This window comes from Catellatospora sp. IY07-71, from assembly GCF_018326265.1.
Classification (GTDB): Bacteria; Actinomycetota; Actinomycetes; order Mycobacteriales; family Micromonosporaceae; genus Catellatospora.
On the sequence record NZ_AP023360.1, the window covers coordinates 4,493,324 to 4,512,454 of the forward strand.

At 69.8% G+C, this 19,131-nt stretch carries 24 protein-coding genes; 15 read left to right on the top strand and 9 right to left on the bottom strand.

The window, feature by feature from the left end; genetic code table 11:
- Positions 1-37: 37 nt before the first annotated feature.
- Complete coding sequence (locus CS0771_RS20150) at positions 38-1,096, bottom strand: TerC/Alx family metal homeostasis membrane protein (RefSeq protein ID WP_212842422.1); 1,059 nt, start codon at positions 1,094-1,096, stop codon at positions 38-40.
- 238 nt (positions 1,097-1,334) lie between these two features.
- Between CS0771_RS20150 and CS0771_RS39245 the strand changes: the two genes are divergently transcribed.
- Positions 1,335-1,457, top strand: coding sequence for a hypothetical protein (locus CS0771_RS39245; protein ID WP_256442819.1), 123 nt, complete (start codon positions 1,335-1,337; stop codon positions 1,455-1,457).
- Here the strand turns inward: CS0771_RS39245 and CS0771_RS20155 are convergent.
- Together CS0771_RS20155 and CS0771_RS20160 are read right to left on the bottom strand one after the other, a co-directional pair.
- Positions 1,433-1,888 (bottom strand): lipid asymmetry maintenance protein MlaB, encoded by a 456-nt coding sequence (locus CS0771_RS20155; RefSeq protein ID WP_212842423.1) that lies wholly within the window; start codon positions 1,886-1,888, stop codon positions 1,433-1,435. The genes CS0771_RS39245 and CS0771_RS20155 overlap by 25 nt on opposite strands.
- 24 nt (positions 1,889-1,912) lie before the next feature.
- The gene (locus CS0771_RS20160; RefSeq protein WP_212842424.1) at positions 1,913-2,266 is read right to left on the bottom strand and encodes an STAS domain-containing protein; all 354 of its coding nucleotides are present in this window, start codon (positions 2,264-2,266) and stop codon (positions 1,913-1,915) included.
- Positions 2,267-2,613: 347 nt separating this feature from the next.
- On the opposite strand from CS0771_RS20160, the gene CS0771_RS20165 reads away from it, so the two are divergent.
- The 5 genes from CS0771_RS20165 to CS0771_RS20185 all read left to right on the top strand — a co-directional run bounded on the left by CS0771_RS20165 (position 2,614) and on the right by CS0771_RS20185 (position 6,981).
- Entirely contained in the window at positions 2,614-3,291 is a 678-nt protein-coding gene (locus tag CS0771_RS20165) for a response regulator transcription factor (RefSeq protein ID WP_212842425.1), read from the top strand.
- Entirely contained in the window at positions 3,288-4,643 is a 1,356-nt protein-coding gene (locus CS0771_RS20170; protein WP_212842426.1) for a HAMP domain-containing sensor histidine kinase, read from the top strand. The genes CS0771_RS20165 and CS0771_RS20170 overlap by 4 nt, the downstream gene beginning before the upstream one ends.
- Positions 4,640-5,206 (top strand): GerMN domain-containing protein, encoded by a 567-nt coding sequence (locus CS0771_RS20175; RefSeq protein WP_212842427.1) that lies wholly within the window; start codon positions 4,640-4,642, stop codon positions 5,204-5,206. The genes CS0771_RS20170 and CS0771_RS20175 overlap by 4 nt, the downstream gene beginning before the upstream one ends.
- A 169-nt stretch (positions 5,207-5,375) precedes the next feature.
- Positions 5,376-5,897 (top strand): SigE family RNA polymerase sigma factor, encoded by a 522-nt coding sequence (locus CS0771_RS20180; protein WP_212842428.1) that lies wholly within the window; start codon positions 5,376-5,378, stop codon positions 5,895-5,897.
- Between the two features lies 1 nt (position 5,898).
- Positions 5,899-6,981, top strand: a complete 1,083-nt coding sequence (locus tag CS0771_RS20185; RefSeq protein WP_212842429.1) for a hypothetical protein — start codon at positions 5,899-5,901, stop codon at positions 6,979-6,981.
- 64 nt (positions 6,982-7,045) lie between these two features.
- Here the strand turns inward: CS0771_RS20185 and CS0771_RS20190 are convergent, their stop codons facing one another.
- From CS0771_RS20190 to CS0771_RS20195, 3 genes are all read right to left on the bottom strand, one after another.
- Positions 7,046-7,759 (bottom strand): hypothetical protein, encoded by a 714-nt coding sequence (locus CS0771_RS20190; protein ID WP_212842430.1) that lies wholly within the window; start codon positions 7,757-7,759, stop codon positions 7,046-7,048.
- 210 nt (positions 7,760-7,969) lie between these two features.
- On the bottom strand, positions 7,970-8,074 hold the full coding sequence (locus CS0771_RS39690; RefSeq protein ID WP_371821438.1) for a hypothetical protein: 105 nt from the start codon (positions 8,072-8,074) through the stop codon (positions 7,970-7,972).
- A 229-nt stretch (positions 8,075-8,303) separates the two neighbouring features.
- Entirely contained in the window at positions 8,304-9,311 is a 1,008-nt protein-coding gene (locus CS0771_RS20195; RefSeq protein WP_212842431.1) for a hypothetical protein, read from the bottom strand.
- 964 nt (positions 9,312-10,275) lie between these two features.
- Between CS0771_RS20195 and CS0771_RS20200 the strand changes: the two genes are divergently transcribed.
- Positions 10,276-11,441, top strand: a protein-coding gene (locus CS0771_RS20200; RefSeq protein WP_212842432.1) for an IS3 family transposase whose coding sequence is annotated in 2 segments (ribosomal slippage) — positions 10,276-10,560 and positions 10,563-11,441 — 1,164 coding nt in all. Because the reading frame shifts where the segments join, the coding sequence is not laid out codon by codon here.
- Between the two features lie 9 nt (positions 11,442-11,450).
- Here the strand turns inward: CS0771_RS20200 and CS0771_RS39250 are convergent.
- Positions 11,451-11,864 (bottom strand): hypothetical protein, encoded by a 414-nt coding sequence (locus CS0771_RS39250; RefSeq protein WP_371821587.1) that lies wholly within the window; start codon positions 11,862-11,864, stop codon positions 11,451-11,453.
- Between the two features lie 245 nt (positions 11,865-12,109).
- Between CS0771_RS39250 and CS0771_RS20210 the strand changes: the two genes are divergently transcribed.
- From CS0771_RS20210 to CS0771_RS20220, 3 genes are all read left to right on the top strand, one after another.
- The gene (locus tag CS0771_RS20210) at positions 12,110-13,441 is read left to right on the top strand and encodes an IS701 family transposase (protein WP_371821439.1); all 1,332 of its coding nucleotides are present in this window, start codon (positions 12,110-12,112) and stop codon (positions 13,439-13,441) included.
- 46 nt (positions 13,442-13,487) lie between these two features.
- Entirely contained in the window at positions 13,488-13,925 is a 438-nt protein-coding gene (locus CS0771_RS20215) for a hypothetical protein (protein WP_212842434.1), read from the top strand.
- Positions 13,926-14,019: 94 nt separating this feature from the next.
- Positions 14,020-14,589: an HD domain-containing protein gene (locus CS0771_RS20220; RefSeq protein WP_244870910.1), complete on the top strand. Its 570-nt coding sequence runs from the start codon at positions 14,020-14,022 to the stop codon at positions 14,587-14,589.
- Here the strand turns inward: CS0771_RS20220 and CS0771_RS20225 are convergent.
- Positions 14,577-15,041: an NUDIX hydrolase gene (locus CS0771_RS20225; protein ID WP_212842435.1), complete on the bottom strand. Its 465-nt coding sequence runs from the start codon at positions 15,039-15,041 to the stop codon at positions 14,577-14,579. The two genes, CS0771_RS20220 and CS0771_RS20225, sit on opposite strands and share 13 nt — an antisense overlap.
- A 4-nt stretch (positions 15,042-15,045) precedes the next feature.
- On the bottom strand, positions 15,046-15,804 hold the full coding sequence (locus CS0771_RS20230; protein WP_212842436.1) for an XRE family transcriptional regulator: 759 nt from the start codon (positions 15,802-15,804) through the stop codon (positions 15,046-15,048).
- 158 nt (positions 15,805-15,962) lie between these two features.
- Between CS0771_RS20230 and CS0771_RS20235 the strand changes: the two genes are divergently transcribed.
- From CS0771_RS20235 to CS0771_RS20255, 5 genes are all read left to right on the top strand, one after another.
- Positions 15,963-16,289, top strand: coding sequence for a hypothetical protein (locus tag CS0771_RS20235; protein ID WP_212842437.1), 327 nt, complete (start codon positions 15,963-15,965; stop codon positions 16,287-16,289).
- Between the two features lie 239 nt (positions 16,290-16,528).
- Positions 16,529-16,843 (top strand): hypothetical protein, encoded by a 315-nt coding sequence (locus tag CS0771_RS20240; protein ID WP_212842438.1) that lies wholly within the window; start codon positions 16,529-16,531, stop codon positions 16,841-16,843.
- 124 nt (positions 16,844-16,967) lie between these two features.
- Positions 16,968-17,915, top strand: coding sequence for a hypothetical protein (locus CS0771_RS20245; RefSeq protein ID WP_244870911.1), 948 nt, complete (start codon positions 16,968-16,970; stop codon positions 17,913-17,915).
- A 59-nt stretch (positions 17,916-17,974) separates the two neighbouring features.
- Positions 17,975-18,817: an FtsK/SpoIIIE domain-containing protein gene (locus CS0771_RS20250; protein WP_212842439.1), complete on the top strand. Its 843-nt coding sequence runs from the start codon at positions 17,975-17,977 to the stop codon at positions 18,815-18,817.
- Positions 18,814-19,047, top strand: a complete 234-nt coding sequence (locus CS0771_RS20255; RefSeq protein WP_212842440.1) for a hypothetical protein — start codon at positions 18,814-18,816, stop codon at positions 19,045-19,047. The genes CS0771_RS20250 and CS0771_RS20255 overlap by 4 nt, the downstream gene beginning before the upstream one ends.
- Positions 19,048-19,131 lie beyond the last annotated feature (84 nt).

Consider the following 19,131-nt stretch of genomic DNA (forward strand, 5'->3'; position numbering starts at 1 on the left):
GCGGTGGCGGCGCCCGGACCGGGGAGGGGCGCCGCGATCAGGCTCCGGTGCGTGGGGTGACGGTGTCGCGGTGGGTGCTCTCAGCGCGGAGCGCGGCCTCCGCGGCGAGCGCGCGGCGGCGGTCCCGGCGGTTGGCCGCCACGCTCGCCACGATCACGACGGTCAGCACGCCCAGGATCACGCCCAGCGACAGCAGCGTCGGCACGTCCGGCACCGCGGGCCACACCGTGTGCGCCCAGTGCAGCACCAGCTTGACGCCGATGAAGGCGAGGATCAGCGCGAGGCCGTGGTTGAGGTAGCGCAGCGCGCCCAGGGCGTTGTGCAGTACGAAGTACAGCGCGCGCAGGCCGAGCAGGGCGAACGCGTTGGTCGCGAACACCAGGTACGGGTCCTCGGTGACGCCGTACACGGCCGGGACGGAGTCGACCGCGAACACCACGTCGGTCATGAACACGGCGGCGACGACCAGCGCCATCGGCGTCAGCGCGCGTACGCCGTCGACCCGCACGGTCAGCTTCGAGCCGTGGTACTGCTCGGTGACCGGCATCAGGCGGCGCAACAGCCGCACGCTGCGCAGGTCGCCGATGTTGACGTGGTGCTCCTCGTCGCGGGTCGCGTCCCGCATCACCTTCACCGCGGTCACCAGCAGCACCGCACCGAACAGCAGGAACGCCCAGGTGCCGGTCTGCAGCACCGCGGCTCCGGCGGCGATGAAGATCGCGCGCAGCACCAGCGCGCCGACGATGCCGTACAGCAGCACGCGCTGCCGCAGCGCGGCCGGCACGGCGAACGCCGACAGCAGCAACATGAAGACGAACAGGTTGTCCACGGACAGGGACTTCTCGACCACGTAACCGGTGAAGAACTCCACACCCGGCGTGGAGCCGTAGGTCCACCACACGAACAGGCCGAACACCGCGGGCAGGGCCAGGTAGAAGACGCTCCAGCCGACGGCCTCGCGCATGCCCACCTCGTGCGGGCGGCGGGTCACGACGAAGTCGAGGGCGAGCAGGACCAGCAGCACACCGATGGTGGCGGCCCACAGCTGCGGCGTGGCGATCGACTGCAGCGGGGCGGCGAGGACGGACGAGGACATGAGGTCTCCCAGACGTTTCGGTCTGAGGTCTCCTTCACCCGTCCGCGGGCGCCGATCCGGGGGCCGGATCACCAGCCCGTACTGTCCGGAGCGAACTTGCCGAAGTACTCCCCTCGGACCGCCAGGCTAACCACCTGACCTGTGAGCTTCCTGTGTGTGACGGGTGAGCATGCTGAGCTTGACCGCGAGCCGCCCAGGCGTGACCGTGGAGGAAGGTCACGGCCCAGGGGGAGGCCACATGATCATCAACCTGCTCGTCACGGTCCTGCTGCTCATCAGTGTCGCCGTCAGTGCTGTGGCGCTGATGTCACCGCCCTACCGGACGCCGCGCGACGGCTACCGCCACCGGCACGGCCACTGAGACCACGACCGTCCGGAGGGGACGGCCGGCGCCGGGGGGTGACGCCGGCCGTCCGGCGCGGCGCCGGTGCACACGGTCCCGGTGTGCGGCGCGCGCAGTGGCATGCCGCGCCGCGGGCGCACGGGCAGCAGATGCCCGGCGCCGTATGCGCGCAGCGACGCGGCCACCACTCGGGAGCAGCCGTCCAGGGTGAACGGGATGCCGCGGCGGGCCGCCTCGCGCCCGCACAGCACCACCGCGGCGACGCCCACCTCGTCGATCCGGCGCACCGCCCGCAGGTCCAGCCGCACCGCGCCGACCGGACGCGTACGCAGCAGCGAGACCAGGAACTTCGGCAGCCGGTGGGCGTTGTCGGCGTGCAGCGCACCGGCCGCGGTGAGCTGCACGGGGCTCGGGCGCCCGGCCAGCCGCAGCTGGAGGTCCTCAGCCACGGCGGCCCGCCCGGCGGTCCCGGCTCACAGCGCGGCCTGCTGGGTGCCGCCGAGGGTGAGCGTGCCGTCGGCGCCGATGACCTGCAGCACCCGGTCCACCTTGGCCAGCCGCAGGTTGCGCTGGGCGCGGGCCGACGGCGAGCGCAGCGCCACCGAGCCGCCGTCACGCATCGCCCGCCGGTGCGTGTCCAGCAGCAGCAGGATGCCCGCGGCGTCGATCATCTCGCAGCCGGCCAGGTCGATGACCAGGCGGCGCGGATGCAGCGCGAGCGCCTCCTCCAGCATGTCGTTGACGCCCGGAGCGGACAGGGCGTTCAGGTCGCCGTCCACCCGCACCTCGACCAGCGGCACCACCGGCACCGCCTGACTCTCTTCCACCGCCGCCTCCCTCACCGCCGGGACCGAGCCTTCCCCGGGGGTACGGCGATCACCCCGCGGAACCGTGACAGTTGTATGACAGGCGTTCACCGGTGCGGCCGCCTCGACAGCGACACCGGCCCAGCCAGCCGGAGTGCGGCGGTCACCGGCTCCTCCAGCCGGAGCAGCCCCTTCGCGGCATGTCACGGTGCGTAAACGGCACGTCCACCTCCTGCGGTCACGATGCGGCAAACGATCGCGGCGAGGTGTGGCGAAAACCTCGCGGACGCATGACAGTTCTGTGACAAACCCCAAGAACGCCTGATCAGGCCTGTTTCCCGCCGGCCGGGGTGCGGCATGATGCCGCGGTGTTCGAGGTACTGGTGATCGAGGACGACGACCGGATCCGGCTGGCGCTGACCCTGGCCCTGGAGGACGAGGGCTACACCGTCCGCTCCGCGGCCACGGCCGAGGAGGGCCTGCTCAGCCAGCGCCGCGAGCCGGCCGACACGGTGCTGGTCGACCTGATGCTGCCCGGCATCGACGGCTTCCAGTGCATCCGCGAGCTGCGCCGCACCGACGACGTGCCGGTGGTCGTCATCAGCGCCCGCGACGACACCCACGACATCGTCGCCGCGCTGGAGGCGGGCGCCGACGACTACCTGGTCAAGCCCGCCGCGACGAAGGAGCTGACGGCCCGGCTGCGGGCGCTGCGCCGCCGGGCCCGGCCGCTGCCGGCCGCCCACCCGGCCGAACTGGTGCTCGGCGAGCTGGAGGTGCGGCCGCTGGCCGGCGAGGTGCTGCTGCGCGGCGCGCAGCTGACGCTGACCCGCACCGAGTTCCGGCTGCTGAGCGAGCTGGCCGAACACGCCGGGCAGGTGCTGTCGCGCCAGCAGCTGCTGCAGCGCGTCTGGGAGTACGACTTCGGCGACGAGCGCCTGGTCGACGTACACGTGGGGCGGCTGCGGCAGAAGATCGAGGACAACCCGGGCAGCCCGCAGCGGCTGGTGACCGTACGCGGTCTCGGCTACAAGATGCCGCGATGAGGCGGCCCGGCCTGCGCACCCGGGTCACCGCGGGCTTCGCCGTCGGCGCGCTGCTCGTGTCCGCCGCGATGGCGCTGCTGTCGTACCAGGTCACCGAGCGTTACCTGCTCGACGAGCGGGAGCGCAGCGCCGGGCGCGCGGTCCTGTCCGACGCGGGCATCGTACGGGCCGGTCTCAGCGGCGACGACCCCGACGAGCTGCAGGTGCTGCGCTCGCTGGACACCGGCGCGAACCGGCGGGCGCTGCTGCTGCGCGAGGGCGTGCCCTACTCCCGCACCGTCGACTCCGGACTGGCCCGCAACCTGCCGGACAGCCTGGTCGCGCTGGTCGAACGGGGCGAGTCCGGGGTGCAGCGGGTGCGCATCAACGACCGCCCGGCCATGGTGTTCGGCGTGCCGCTCGGCCCCTCGACGGCCCTCTACGAGGTCGACTACCTGCACGAGCTGGACCGCTCGCTGAAGGCGCTGGCGCTGGTGCTCACCCTGGCCGCCGCGGGCACCGCCGGGGCGGGGGCGCTGCTGGGCTGGTACGCCAGCCGCCGGGTGCTGCGCCCGCTGAGCACGGTGGCCGACGCCGCCCGCGACATCGCCGACGGCCGGCTCAGCGCCCGCCTCGACCCGGCGACCGAACCGGACCTGGCCCGGCTGGCCGCCTCGTTCAACCGCATGGTGGACCAGCTCTCCGCCCGGATGGAACGCGACCGGCGCTTCGCCGCCGACGTCAGCCACGAGCTGCGCTCGCCGCTGCAGACGCTGTCGTCGGCCGCCAGCGTGCTGCAGCGCCGCAGCGCGAACTACGACGAGCGCACCGGCCTGGCCGCGCGGCTGCTCGTCGAGGAGGTCGACCGCTTCCAGGAACTCGTCACCGACCTGCTCGAACTGGCCCGCAGCGACCAGCCCGCCGACGTGGCCGCGACCGACGTCGCCGCGCTGGCCCGGCAGGTCTGCCGCAGCCGCGGCCTGCCCGCCGAGCTGGTCGTCGTCGCGCCGGACGCCGGCTCGGCGTGGCAGGTGGACCGGCGCCGCATCGAGCAGGTGCTGGCCAATCTCGTCGACAACGCGCAGGCGCACGGCGGCGGGGCGGTCGCCGTACGGGTCGGGCGGGACCGGGACGGGCACGTGCTGGAGGTAGACGACGAGGGCCCCGGCGTCGGCCCGGCCGACCGCGACGCGATCTTCGACCGGTTCGTGCGCGGCCGCTCGGCCGGGGCGCGTGGCAACACCGAGGGCACCGGCCTCGGCCTGGCGCTGGTCGCCCAGCACGTGGCGGCGCACGGCGGCACGGTACGGGCGCTGGACCGGCCCGGCGGCGGGGCGCGGTTCCGGGTCGTACTGCCGCTGGAGGACGCATGATCCGCACCGTCGCCGCCCTGGCCGTGGGCGGCCTGCTGCTGGCGGGCCTGTCCGCGTGCGGGGTGCCCACCGAGGACAGCGCCCGGGTCATGGAGCAGACCGCCCCGGCCGCCCGGCGCAGCCCGGCCCCGGCCGTGACCGCGACCGGCACCGTCGTCGAGCGCCTGTTCCTGGTCCACGACGGCCTGCTGGTGGCGGTCGAGCGCAAGGTGCCGACCCGGCCGGACGCGCAGCAGCTCGTCGCCGACCTCATCGCCGGCCCCACCCCCGCCGAGCAGGACGCCGGGATCATCAGCGCGCTGCAGGGGGTCACCGCGATCAGCTCGGCCACCGACGCGGGCGGCTCGGCGACCGTGGAGCTGTCCACCGCGCTGGAGGGCACCGGCCGCGCGGACGACGTGCTGCCGTTCGCGCAGCTCGTGTGCACCCTGTCCAGCCGCCAGGAGATCAGCCGGGTGGTGTTCACCCGGCAGGGCGCGCGCATCGGCGTGCCGCGCGAGGACGGCTCGCTCACCGAGGAGCCGCTGACCTGCGACGACTACGCGGGCCTGGTCCGGCGCTGAGCCGGGTCACGGCTCGATGAGACCGGCCCGGATGGCGCAGCGGGTCGGTTCGAGGCGGTCCCGCACGGCCTTTCGCATGCGTCCGCGCCGCCCCGAGACGGCAGTCCAACGGGTGCGTTAACCTCACCCGCCGCCTGGAGCGTTCAGGAGGTGGGAGGTTCACACACACATGCAACGACTCTGGGAACCGGCGCCGCCGGAGGGCTTCGCCCAGTTCGTCGCCGCGCGCTCGGATGCGCTGCTGCGGTCGGCCTGGCTGCTCACCGGCGACGCCGGGCGGGCCGAGGACCTGCTGCAGACGGTCCTGACGGACCTGTGGCGGCGCTGGGCCTCGATCACCGACGGCGGGCAGCCGGAGGCGTACGCGCGTAAGGCGCTGTTCACCACGTACGTGTCCTGGTGGCGGCGGCGCTGGCGGGCGGAGATCCCCAGCGATCCGCCGGAGCGGCCGTCGGGCGGGGACACGGCGGGGGAGTCCGCCGACCGGGACGCGGTGCGGCGTGCGCTGGCCCGGCTGAGCAGGCAGCAGCGGGCGGTGGTGGTGCTGCGCTACGTCGAGGACCTGTCGGTGCAGCGCACCGCCGAGGTGCTCGGCTGCTCCGAGAACACGGTCAAGGTGCAGTCGCTGCGGGCGCTGCGGTCCTTGCGTACCGATCCGAACCTCGAACTGTTCGCCGCAGGGAGGCCGTGACATGACATCCGAGGACGAGGACATCAAGCAGCTGCTGACCGGGGCCGTGCCCCCACTGGCCGCGCCCGAGGACCGGGTCGGCGCGGTGGCCCGGCGGGTCGGCCGCCAGCGGCGGCGCCTGCTCGCGGGCAGCACGTTCGCCGTGGTGCTGGCCGTGGGGCTGGGCTTCGGCGGGATACGGGCGCTCGGCGGGGGCACGACGACTGTGCCCGCGCTGGGAGCCTCCGTCGATCCGAGCCGCTGGGTCTCCTGCGAGAAGACGGCACCGGAGCAGGGTCTGCTGCGCTACCACCTGACGGCCGATGAGGCCGCGGAGCTGCCGCGCCTCGACGACGGCTTCGTCCCCGTCGCGGTCGTTCTCTGCGGGCAGGAGCAGCAGCGGCGGCCCGACGGCGGCGAGGACATGATGGGCGTCGAGCGGCGCGGCGAGGACGTGGCCGCCATCGTGGCCGCACTTCGCCTGCCGGATGAGCCCGCGGCGACGGAAGGCCCCTGCTTCGCGATGATCTCGGGTGCTCCGTGGCTGGCGGTCATCGACGCGGACGGGCGGTGGACCCGGCCGGGCATCCCTCTCGGGCGGTGCCGCGCGTCGCGGCAGGAGTTCACCCAGGCGCTGCGGGCACTGCAGACGACCACGGTGGCGACGTGGAGTATCAGGGAGGTCATCTCTGCCGAAGCCGCCGCGTCCGGGTGCAGCGAGAGCTATAAGGACGTGATCGCGATCCAAGACACGACCGAGTCGAGCCCGCGCTCGGGCACACCCAAGCCGTTTCCGTCCGGGCCGGTCCGGGTGTGTGTTTACGAGGTGGCGCAGGGCCGGGACGCCGTCGGTGAGTTCTCGCACGGGACGGTGCTGCCGGAGGACCGGCGGGGGGCGATCGAGCAGGCGCTGCTGGCGGCGGGGCCACCGAAGCCATGCAACGAGCACGCGAGCCGCTTCGCAGTGGTGCATTCTGTGAGCGGCTTCGACCCGCAGCACTATGTGGAGCTCGGCGGCTGCCACCGGATCATGTCGACCGGCACCGGCGGTACTGTGTTCGCCCAGGGCGAGGCCGCGCTCGCTGAGTTGCTCGACAAGCCCTGATTCACCGGGTTCCGAGCAGGGCGCCTTCAGCTGATGAAGGTGCCCTGCCCGGCCGGGGCGCCGTTCAGCCGAGTGGCTCCGGGAACACCCAGGTGCCGAAGATCTCGCGGAGAACGAAGCCCAGCGCGGCGAGGGCGACCGACGCCGCGACGGCGATGAGAAGCCCCCTCAGGCCGCGGTGACGGCTGTCCACAGGAGGCTCGGACATCGGGACCGGCCGTGCCGACCATGGGCGTTCGACGGCCAGCCAGGCCAGCACACCCAAACCGAGGGGAACCCCCGTGGTGAGCCAGAACCAGTACCACCGCGTGCCGAGGGCAGGCGCCGGCCCCCTGACGACGACGGCCAGGCAGATCAGGCCGATGAGCATCGGCAGGTAGCGGGAGGCCGGCCGTATGTCGCCGTGCAGCGGCCGGGCGGTATCCAGCAGCGACGCCATCACCGCCGCGTGGATCGCCTCCGTCTGCGGGCGGGACGGCTCGGCACTGCCGCCGGCCAGGAGAAGTTCAGCCGGTGCGGCGTCGGCCACCGCGTAGTAGGTGCGCCCATCGTTCGTGCGCCAGGCGAACAGCGGGCCATTGTGGCCCCACGAGCGAAGTTCGGGCACCGTGCTCCACGAGGACAGGGTCGGCCGTTCCCACCTGTCGGCCCACTGGTAGACCGTCACCCGTCCAGCGGCGATGTCGGTGAGGGCTGCGTCGACCTCCGCCTGCCGCGGTGCCGACCACCACGCCGCCACCGCCCACAGGCACCATGCGCCGACCAGCGCGATACGCACCACCCGCCATGTTCCCCAGCCGCGCCACCTGTGGTGGCGGTGCTCACCCGTCGTCCCCGTCATGCGCGGCATCCTCCCAGCGAATGCCGCCGACCGGAAGCGGCGACGGGTTCGTCCTGGGCGGCTTCGAACAGGAGAGCCCTGAGGCTGGGTGCTGGTTAAGAAGGGCACCTTCTTCTACGCATAGCGTTAAGAAGGTGCCCTTCCTTTCTAGCGGAGGTAGATGTTGGGGAGGGTGGGGGTGGTCATGCCGTCGCCGATGAAGAAGCTCGGGTGGGGCGGCTGGTTGTAGGCGGTGTCATATCGCCCGGTCAAAGTCGATGCCGGTCGGCACTAAGGAAACCGGCTTTGAGCTGGGAAATACCAGCATCGTTCGTCGTTGTTGGTCATCGCTGGTTGACGTCTGACGGCCTGGTGACGGCCTGACCGCCCGAGCACCCCATCGAACGTTGGCGGCAGCCCTCACCGGCTGTCGGCGGCCAGCCGAGTTTCCCCGAGTCCTTCAGGCCTGTTTTCCGCGAACCGCGCGAAGATCGCCACAGCATCAGCTACCGGACGACGCGTCTGTGCCGCTTCCTGGTCTGTCGAGCGGTTGCCGCAACCAGGCCCCGATACGGTTCCAGAGACCAGCGTTTACCAGAAACGCCACCCCAAGGCCGGCGGCCGCCGCCGCGAGGCCGATGGCCGCCACCCCGGCCAGAACTTCACCGTCTATCAGAAGCACCACTCCGACGCCGACGAGCTCCACCCCGCCGCCGATGGCTGCCACCCCGCCCAGAAGCTCGGCGTCTATCAGAAACGCTACCCCGCCTGCGATGAGCGCCACTCCGGCGCCTATGGCTACCACCCCGGCTACCACCCCACCGTCTATCAGAAGCCCCACGCCGCCTGTGACAGCGGCCACGCCGCCCACGATGGCAGCTACCCCGGCTAGCACGTCATCCACATCATCGTGCACCCGCCGCAATGCCGCCCCTAAACAGACGGCCGCTACCCCGAAGCCGATGACCGCTACCCCGGTCAGCACCCCACCGCGCACCAGCAATGCCGCCCCTAAACAGACGGCCGCTACCCCGAGGCCGATGACCGCTACCCCGGTCAGCACCCCACCGCGCACCAGCAATGCCACCCCGAAGCCGACGATTGCCACCCCGAGGCCGATGACCGCTACCCCGGTCAGCGCCCCACCGCGCACCAGCGATGCCACCCCGGAGCCGACGATTGCCACCCCGAAGCCGATGGCCGATGCGGCTGTGAAGACGTTCAGCGCGGTGGTGGGGCTGGTTGGTATCAGGGCTGCGGCGATCGTCGTAGCGGCGAACAATAGCGTCGCGTACAGTGCGACGGTGCGCGTGTCGGCTGTGGCGGCAATAATCGTGGCGGCCAGCGCGACTGCGGCCAGAGTGCGCGTGGCGTATACCACCCGGCGTTGCCTCGGCTCGTCGGCGGCCTGGTCCCGTAGCCACAAGGCAGTGAAAACCAGCGCTGTAACTGCGGCGGCGACAGCGAGGATCCGAATGCCGCCTACGTCGCTGGAGATGTTGACCGTCAAACCTGCGGTAAAGGCGCTGAGTCCAGCTGCGATCCGGGCGTGCCACTCAGTGCGCGGTCGGGCTTGTGCCGTCGCGGGAGATTCAGATTGCCCCATCCGCACATGATGTCGACCGACAGCAACCGCTACAACTCCCCGGTAACTGGAAACACCGCCGGAACCCGTCGTCGCCGCCGACCAAACTGCACCGACGCTGCATGATGCGAGAAGAAGCGCCGTCAAGCTAGCCTTGACGGCGCTTCTTGCATTGCAGAGGAATCTCATCAACGGGTCGGGGTGAGCTGCTCTCCTCGGCAGGGCAGGCTCTGGCCCGTCCCGGGGTTCCTGGCGGGGGCAAGGCTCGCCGAAGGCGACCGCGCTTGCGCGGCTTGGCCTTGCCCCCGCCAGGGTTCTCGGGTGCCCTTGTGGTGACCTGGTGAGGAGAGCGCCACTGCACTCTGAGGCGGGCCGGGGTGGCGGGGCAGCGCCCCGCGGTTTTCTCCACCCGGGGTCAGTCACTCTCCGCGCTGGCCGGCCACGACGGAGCGTAGTCCCCGGAGGGTGCGCCGGGCGGAGGCTCACGTTGCCCCCTGGTGTCGCCGACATGGCGGCCCGCTATTGGCCGCTCCCCGTTGCGCCAGTCCGGTCGGGCGGTTGCGTGGTCGGGCCGCTGAGCCTGCGGCGCGGCCCGACCACGCGCCCGACCGGCGGCGCAAGCGGCCCGTCAGGGCCGCCTTGAAGACGTACAGAAATTCATCACAGCATCGCTGCCGACGCCCGGTGTGCTGTCCCGGTAGATGCTTGACATCGGCGTCCCAGTACCTGCTTGACCAGTCGGCTGCTGTGCAACCACGCGAGTCACGGACGGCGCGAAAACCCTGCGGCCACGTAGCAGTTACCCGAACAGCTGCACGCCCGGGTCTGCTGCACCGATAGGTGACATCAGAGATGGCTTGCCCTGTGGGCGGGCTGGAAGGATGTCGCTGTGCCAAAGCCCTACCCCCGAGAGTTCCGTGACGACGTCGTGCGGGTCGCGCAGACCCGCGATGCCGGCGTGACGGTCGAGCAGATCGCCAACGACTTCGGCGTGCACCCGATGACGTTGTTCAAGTGGATGCGCGCCGCCGACGTCGACGCCGGCACCAGACCCGGTGTGAGCAGCACCGAGTCCGCAGAGCTCCGGGAGGCGCGCAAGCGGATCAAGCTGCTGGAGCAGGAGAACGAGGTCCTGCGCCGGGCCGCGGCCTACCTGTCCCAGGCGCACCTGCCGGGAAAAGGATCTACCCGCTCGTGACAGATCTGGCCGCCGACAGCATCCCCGTCGCGGTGACGTGCCGGGTACTGAAGATCACCCGCCAGCACTACTACCGCTGGCTCGCCCGACCAGTCACCGACGCCGAGTACACCCAGGCGTGGCGAGCCAACGCCCTGCACGACGCCCACCGCGACGACCCCGAGTTCGGCTACCGGTTCCTGGCCGACGAAGCCGCCGCGGCCGGGCAGCCGATGGCCGACCGGACCGCATGGAAGATCTGCTCCGGCCACGGCTGGTTCAGCGCCTTCGCCCGCAAACGGCGCGGCAAGGGACGCAAGGTCGGCCCACCGGTCCACGACGACCTCGTCCGGCGCGACTTCACCGCGCCCGGCCCGAACCGGCTGTGGCTTGCCGACATAACCGAACACCGCACCGGCGAGGGCAAGCTCTACCTGTGCGCGATCAAGGACGCCTGGTCCAACCGGATCGTCGGCTACTCCATCGACTCGCGCATGAAGTCCCGCCTGGCCGTGACCGCGCTGCACAACGCCACCGCCCGCCGCGACGGCGTGGCCGGGTGCGTCGTGCACACCGACCGCGGGTCGCAATTTCGATCACGGAAGTTCGTCGCCGCACTGCACCGGCACCGCATGCGCGGCTCGATGGGGCGAGTCGGGGCGGCCGGGGACAACGCGGCCATGGAGTCGTTCTTCGGCCTGCTGCAGAACAACGTCCTGGACCGCCGCACCTGGGCCACCCGCGACCAACTCCGCACCGCGATCGTCACCTGGATCGAACGCACCTACCACCGACGCCGGAGGCAGCGCCCACTCGGCAAGTTGACCCCGATCGAGTTCGAGACAATCATGACCCCGTCGGCCAGTCAGGCCGCGTGACTACACCTGTCACCTATCGGTGCAGCAGACCCACCCTGCGGCGAGCAGGTGCGTACGTAGCTCGGGATCGGCGTTGGGATGACGAGCGATTATGTGCAGGGAAGTTGACCACTTGACGCCATGCTTCTGCTCTTCATCGGCGGCCAGTTCGGCCAGGGCGTGCGCCGGAGTGTTCGGATTGAGCAGCGCGTTCCACCGCACGAGTTCATCCTCGTCGGCCATAAGCCGTGCCAACGTAGCGCCCTCGGTTCGCGGATGTCTCGCGACATAGATCCGTACCGGGCGAACGTCGTCGACTGCGAGTTCTGCGAGTCGATCCGCAGGCACGGTGGGGTCTCTCGCTTCGAGCACGCGCCGGTAGCCGGCCATCCGCTCGTCTCGTGTTCGCGAGATGCGCCTGAGCCACGCAGCTGACCCTCTCATGGCGCGAGCGTAGATCAAATGTCGAAGCAGCCGGTGGAACGGATCGGTCAAGCAGGAACTGGGACTAGACACGAACGCCGCCGCTTTGTGCTCCGGTAGATGCTTAATACGGCAGCCCAAGTTCGTGATGTAGCCGCCGGTCGATGATCACGGTTCGGCTCAGAGGGCGTGTAGCTGCGAAGACAGGAGCGGCCGCCACGTGATCATTGTCTGTTGTGGACAGGATCAACGATTCGGTGGCGGCCGTGGCTGCCAGGATAGACCCCGCCGCGTGGGCGGCTGAGTTCGAGGTGTGCTTCGCCAGGATCGCGCCGGCGTTCGCGCGGGTCGAGCCCCGGCGGCGGGCCCGCCGGTTCGTGCAGGCGCTGCTGGCGCCGCTGGAGTCACGGTCGTGCTGGCAGATCGCCGAGTACGCCGGTGAGGCCAACCCGGGCGGTATGCAGCGGCTTCTCGCCTCGGCGGTGTGGGACGAGACGTGGGTACGAGCCCAGGTCCGCGACTACGTCCTGGCCGAGTTCGGCCCCGACGGGGTCCTGATCGTCGACGAGACCGGCGACGCGAAGAAGGGAACAGCCACCTGCGGAGTGCAGGAGCAATACACCGGCACCCTGGGCAAGGTCGACAACGCGCAGGTCAGCGTGCACCTGGCCTACGCCACCGCCGACCACGCCCGGGCGCTGATCGACTGCGCGCTGTACCTGCCCGCCAGTTGGACCGACGACCCCGAACGCTGCGCCGCCGCGGGCGTGCCCGCCGACGTCGGGTTCGCGACCAAGCCCCAGCTGGCACTACGCATGATCGAGGACGCCCTCGACGCCGGCGTGGCCGCCGGGTTCACCGCGGGCGACGAGGTCTACGGCAACGACCCGGTCCTGCGTGCCCGGCTGCGCAAGCGGCGCATGGGCTACGTCCTGGCCGTGCGCTGCGACACCGCCCTGACCCGCTGGGACCACCCGAACCACACGATCACCGCCAAGAAGGTGGCCGAGCACCTGCCCGCGCACGTGTGGCAGCGCTACCTGGCCGGCTGGGGCTCCAAAGGGCCGCGGTACTACGACTGGACCCGCGTCAAGATCGCGGAGACGGAGGCCGACGGCAGCGTCGGCGGGCACCACTGGCTGCTGTTTCGCCGCAACCCGACCACCGGCGACACCGCCTACTACCGGTGCTGGAGCCCGGAGACGGTCGCGCTGCCCACCCTGACCAGGGTCGCCGGGCTGCGCTGGCCGATCGAGTCCTGCTTCCAGTTGGCCAAAGGCCAGACCGGCCTGGACCAGCACCAGGTCCGCACCTGGACGTCCTGGCACCGCTACACCACCCTCGTGCTGGTCGCGTTCGCGTTCCTCGCCGTCCTGGCCGCCCGCCAGCCACAACCCGCTCCGACCATCGACCCCGACCCGGACCGGCTGCCACCGCTGTCGGCGGCAGAGATCCGCCGCCTGCTGCCATACGCATTCGCCATAGCCGATGCCAGCATGAGCGCGACGATCCGCAGCCTGGCCTGGCGACTCCGCCACCAAGCCCGATCACGCCACTACCACCACAAACGCCGAGCCACCGTCGACATCAGTCAATGATCACGAACTTGGGCTGCCGTATTAACAGCCTCGGCGATGCGACGGCGTGTATCTGCACGTCCTTTGCTTCAGCAAGACGCTGCACGGGCAGAATGGCGCCGTGCTACGCAGAAGGCAACGCAGGCAGCAAGCAGCGAGGCGGGCAGCGACAGATCTGCTCTCGAGCGCTCTGATCGAGATCCGCACGATGGCGTTTCTCCGGCAGGACCCGAGTGACCCGTCCGCCGACTACGTCGAGCGTATCCGCATGATCGCCGATGTCTGCGATGGCCTGCCCAACTCGCTTGGCTCCGATCGGTGGCGCACGGACATACCGCCGTTCCTCTACATGTGGCTGACCGCTTCCGAGCCGCAGCGTTCGTGGCTACGACAGCAATGGACACGAAGCGGCTATGACTTTAGCGATCTTGAGGCGCGTCCTAGCGGCGGTAACTGGACCTTGGACGACGTCTTCCCCGATCAACGTCACCGGCACGACAGCTAGATCATCAGCGAGGCAGTACCCGGGACCTGCCTGGCACTAATCCCTTGAGAGCGTGACGTACCGAACGCAGGCCACTTTCAGTAGGCTGCCCCGTGTGACCGTATCCGTCGAGCAGGCTCGGTTGACTGCTGCTTTCCTCTTGGAGGGGCCGCTACCCCGCCGGTGGAGCCATGTTCGCGCTGTCGGCACGAAGGCGGAGGCCATTGCCGGTGCCGTCGCCGAAGCAGACCGTGTCGTGCTCGCAGCGGCGGCCTGGCTGCACGATGTCGGCTACAGCCCGGATCTTGTTGACACCGGGTTTCACTCCCTCGACGGCGCTCGTTGGCTGCGTGCGAACGGTTTCGACGAGCGTGTGACGGCGCTGGTGGCTCATCACTCCTGTGCGTGGCTGGAGGCGGAGGAGCGGGGCCTGGGCGAGGTTCTCGCGGCCGAGTTCCCGCGCGAGGTCTCATCGGTGGCCGACGGCTTGTGTTACTGCGATATGACCACCGGCCCCGATGGGCAGAGTCTCGATGTTCCGGCCCGGCTGGCTGAGATCCGCTCACGGTACGGCCCTGACGCCCTGGTCACTCGCTTCATCACCCGAGCCGAGCCGGACATTCTCGCGGCGGCGGAGCGAACGCAGACTCGACTGACCGCCGCCGGGATCGCTCAGCCGATATAGGGCTGTGTTCGGTCATATCCGTGCTCGATCCGTAGGCGCGTTGACGGGTGGATTGCCAGCTCCTCCAGCTCGGCTCGCTCGACCCATCGAACGTCGCTCGATTCGGCGCTGGGTGTGGGTTCGCCTCCGAGATACTCGCCCCTCAGGCAGACGGAGAACTGCTGTCGGATCTCGCCGTCTGTGTAGGCCACGACGTGGTTCGGGTCGCTGTAGATGCCGACCAGGCCCACCACTTTGATCTGAACGCCGGTCTCTTCCAGCGTCTCTCGGACAGCTGTCTCGGCGAGGTACTCGCCGATCTCCTGACCTCCGCCCGGCAGGCTCCACAAGCCGTTGTCCGTGCGGCGGATGAGCAATACGCGGTCGCCGTCGCGGACGAAGGCAGTCGTGGCCACCACGATGCTGTTCGCCTTGGGAGCCTGGGGGTCGTAGTAGTGCTCGGTTCGTGCCACGCTCCTAGCGTGCCACCTCTGCCGGCCATGCCGAGGAGGACGTCTCGCGCACCTTGTCGAAGCTCTCCAGGTAGGTGTCGAAGAGGTCGCCTCCAGCCAGCCGCCGGAGCTGCAGGACAGGCGCGTGTGGCGCTGGAAATCCGTAGACGTGGGTGTTGACCAGCATGTCGTCGTCGAAGCGGTAGATCGAGTTGTAGAGGGTCGTGTTGTGGAACCGGACGCTGATTCCGGGCACGTCTCGTACGCGCTCGTAGTACCGCATGACCTGCCTGATCTTGGCGGCCATGACGCCGTCTGTGCTCTCCTCCTTGCTGCGCAGATCGATCTCCGTGCTCGTTGGATCGCCGAGCAGGATTTCGATGGTCACACCAGCCGCCGCCTTTGCCTTCAGCGTCTCCACGAGCCGAGGGCGCTGCTCGACGAGGAACACCCCTGCGTAGACGAGGATGCCGATCCTCTCCTGCGCCTGGTCAAGCAGGCGGTGCCAGAGGTCATCGGGCACTGCGCTTCGCCTGGGGTGAAGTTGAACGACTTCTGATCGAGCGACCTGGGTGGCCCGCTCCGGCGACAGCGCCTCCGGCCACAGATACCGCTCCGACTCACCGAGCTGTACCGAGATCTCGCGGCGGTGACGAGGGTAGGGGGTCCGGTCCTGGGTCATCCACCGTTCTACCGTCTTGGGGTCGACACCGATCTTCTCGGCGAGTATCGCGGGGGTCAGCCCTTTGCGCATCATGGCGTCTCGAAGCCGGTCGTTGCTCACCGAATCCTCCTCGGACAACTAGGGACGTCTTGATTCTAATCAAGACGTCCCTAGTTGTCCAACAGCGCGGTTTATCCGTCCCTGTCACTTCAGTGAGCCTGTACTCCATCGAGAGCGATCGTCCGTCGGGGACGTGCTCGATTCGAAGGAGGAGCAGCGTGAAGCTGTACGTGGACACCACCGGCAAGCAGTTCATGGTGTCGAAGGACGTCGAGCCGAAGGCCGACCAGAACGGCAACCAGCGTTCGGAGAAGGGTACGGGCCGCCTCATGTGGTCCACCCAGATCGTGGTCCAGGACGAGACCGGGGCGGAGGTGGTCACCATCACGACGGCGGGAGAGAAGCCGGACGTGAGGGTGGGCCAGTTCGTCGCCCCCGTCCAGTTGGAGGCGATGCCGTGGGTGAACGAGGGCAAGGACGGCAAGACCCGTAACGGCGTGGCTTTCCGCGCCGCCTCGCTGAAGGTCGCCGCGACGGTCAAGTAGCCGGTTGGGCGTCAACATCGTCTTGACTGGCCACAGTGTCCGTGGCGTGAACCTCCGGCGGCCTACGGCCCGCCCGTCTCGATTAGCCCGGGAATGGTTCTGACTCCTACATCCCCGGTCCGGTGAGCACCTTCCGGTGTGATCCATCCCCGCAAGTGCTGGCGCGGGGTCGGCCTGACTCCTACATCTACCGACCCCGTGCCCTCCACAAATCCAGCCCTACACAGGGAGGACCTGTCGTGTCTGACGCCATCCACATCGACCTCGCACAGAGGTTCATCGGCCTTGCCTGGCACGTCAGCGGCGTCTGCCCGGCCAGCGTCTGCGTCTCCGAGATGATCCGCGTCCACGTGCAGGACGGGCAGCCTGTCCAGGTCCTCGACGCCATCACCGACGAGGTCATCGTCACCGGCGTGCTGCTGGACAACACCGACGCGTCGTTCGACAACGCGATGCACGCCCTGGCCAACCACACGGGTCTGAGCGTCTTCGTGGAGGACTCGACCTCTGAGAACGACTACCCCGAGAACGTCTACTGCTACTGGCCCGCGTGATCAACGCACTGGGCCGGTGATCGCCTCCGGCGACTCACCAGCGAAAGCGCGGGGTCGGCCTGACTCCTACATCTACCGACCCCGTGCCCTCCACAAATCCAGCCCCATACAGGGAGGACTTGTCGTGTCCAACTCTAGCCGAGGCGGTGGCCTGTTCAGCCGCCGCAAGTCTCCGGCACAGGTGACGGTCCTTGAGGCCAAGGTTCACCACACTGCGGCGCGCAACGCCAAGGCGTCGCTGATCGTCGTGGGTCTCCTGGCCGCCGCCGTGGCGGTCGTCGTGCTCCTGGACCACCTGCACCCGTTCCTCGCGGTGTTCGCGGGCCTGCTGATCGGCGCTGTCGCCGGTGGGTTGGCCTGGGTCTCCGTCGTGGTGTGGCCGGTGGTCCGCAAGATCTGGTGGTGGACCCCGGTGATCGGCGCCCTCGGCCTGGTCGTCGGGTTCGCGTGGACCCTGGCGCGTCTGCCGCTGTGGGTCCGGCTGCTCGTCCTGGCCGCGCTCGCTGGCCTGGCCGCGCTGGGTTCGGTCCGGCGTACCGCGGTCGCGCTGTTCTGGTGCGTCACGGTCCGCCACCGCCTGCGTGAGGCGTTCGACGAGTTCATCACGGCCAACAAGTCCGGGTCGCTGCCGTTCATCGGCTTCGCTGTGCCGACCCCGGTCGGTGAGCGGGTGTGGGTGTTGCTGCGTTCCGGGCTGTCGCTGCCGATTTTGGAAGCACGTCTGGACCAGCTCGCGGTCACGTGCTGGGCGTCTTCGGTCAAGGTCGTTCGTGCTCGCGAGGGCGGCAACGCCGCGTTCGTGCGTTTCGACATCAAGCGCCGTGAGGTGCTGACCGCCGCCGTGGGCTCCCCGCTACCGCACCTGGTCGACCCCGACACGCCTTCGGTCGCTCGCCCGTCCGGGCCGGTGCCGACCGCCCTCAACCTGGGCGACATCCCCGCCGACACCGAACTGATCGGTACCTACACCCCGTCGTCGGCCCGCCCCACCAGGGCCAAGGCCCCCTCGGGCAACAGCCCGGCCGCAACGCCGGCCACGCCCGACACCGACGACGACAACGAGTGGATCTGACCCGCCTACGGGGCCGTCGACCGTCGGCGGCCCCACCTCCCGGAAGGAGAGCACTTCACATGTCCACGCTCATGGCCGTCAAGGAGGCACCCGCTGTGCCGGTCGGTCCGTCGCTGAGCATCTACGACCCGATCTTCCTCGGGATCGACGAGTTCGGCGCCCACGTCAACCTCGGGCTGATGGGCCGAAACCTGCTCGTCGGTGGTGAGCCCGGTGGCGGTAAGTCCGGGCTGCTCAACGCCATCTGCGCGCACGCCGCGCTGTCCACGGACTGCCGCCTGGTCCTGTTCGACGGCAAGCTGGTCGAGCTGGGCCAGTGGGAGGACTCCGCCGACGAGTTCGTCGGCTTCGACCCCGAACGGGCCATCAACGTCATGGCGCGCCTGTCGGCGCTGATGAACAACCGCTACACGTGGATGAAAGCCAAGGGCATCCGCAAGATCGACCCGAGCCACGGGCTCGAAGCGGTCCTGACCATCATCGACGAGTTCGCGCTCTACACCGCCACCTACGGCGACAAGAAGAGCCAGGAGCTGTTCACTGCGCTCATGCGCGACCTGGTCGCCCGTGGCCGTGCCTGCGGCATGCCCGTCGTCGCCGCGACCCAGCGCCCGTCGTTCGACATCATCCCCACCAGCCTGCGGGACCTGTTCGCCTACCGGTGCGCATTCCGGTGCACCACCGAGAGCAGCTCCGACGTCATCCTCGCTCACGGCTGGGCGGCCAAGGGCTACTGCGCCACGGCCATCCTGCCCACCAACCAGGGCGAGGCCCTGCTGCTGGCTGAGGGCGGCATCCCGCGCTCGATCAAGGGCAGCTTCCTCACCGACGACCAAATCAAGCAGATCGCCGACTACGCGGCGTGGATCCGCCGCCCCCACCGACTGGAGGACACCAAGTGATCAGGCCCGTGATCCGGTTCCTGTACGAGACCACCACCGGCAGGCCGTGGACCTCCACCACCCGCCACGCCACCGCCGAGTTCGGCCCCAACCTCGCCGCCCGCTACGCCGCCGAGTGGGCGCACCTGTCCGACCACACCCTGAGCACCGCCGATCGGGCCGACCTCGTCGCCTACGCCGAGGCCATCCGCGCCCGCCGCACCCGGCAGCGCCCCGCGCTGCACCGATAGCCCCGCCGAGACCGGCCACGCCGGCAAGCAACGACCGGTCTCGACGGCCCACCACACATCCCGTTCCGAAGAAAGGACGTGGGT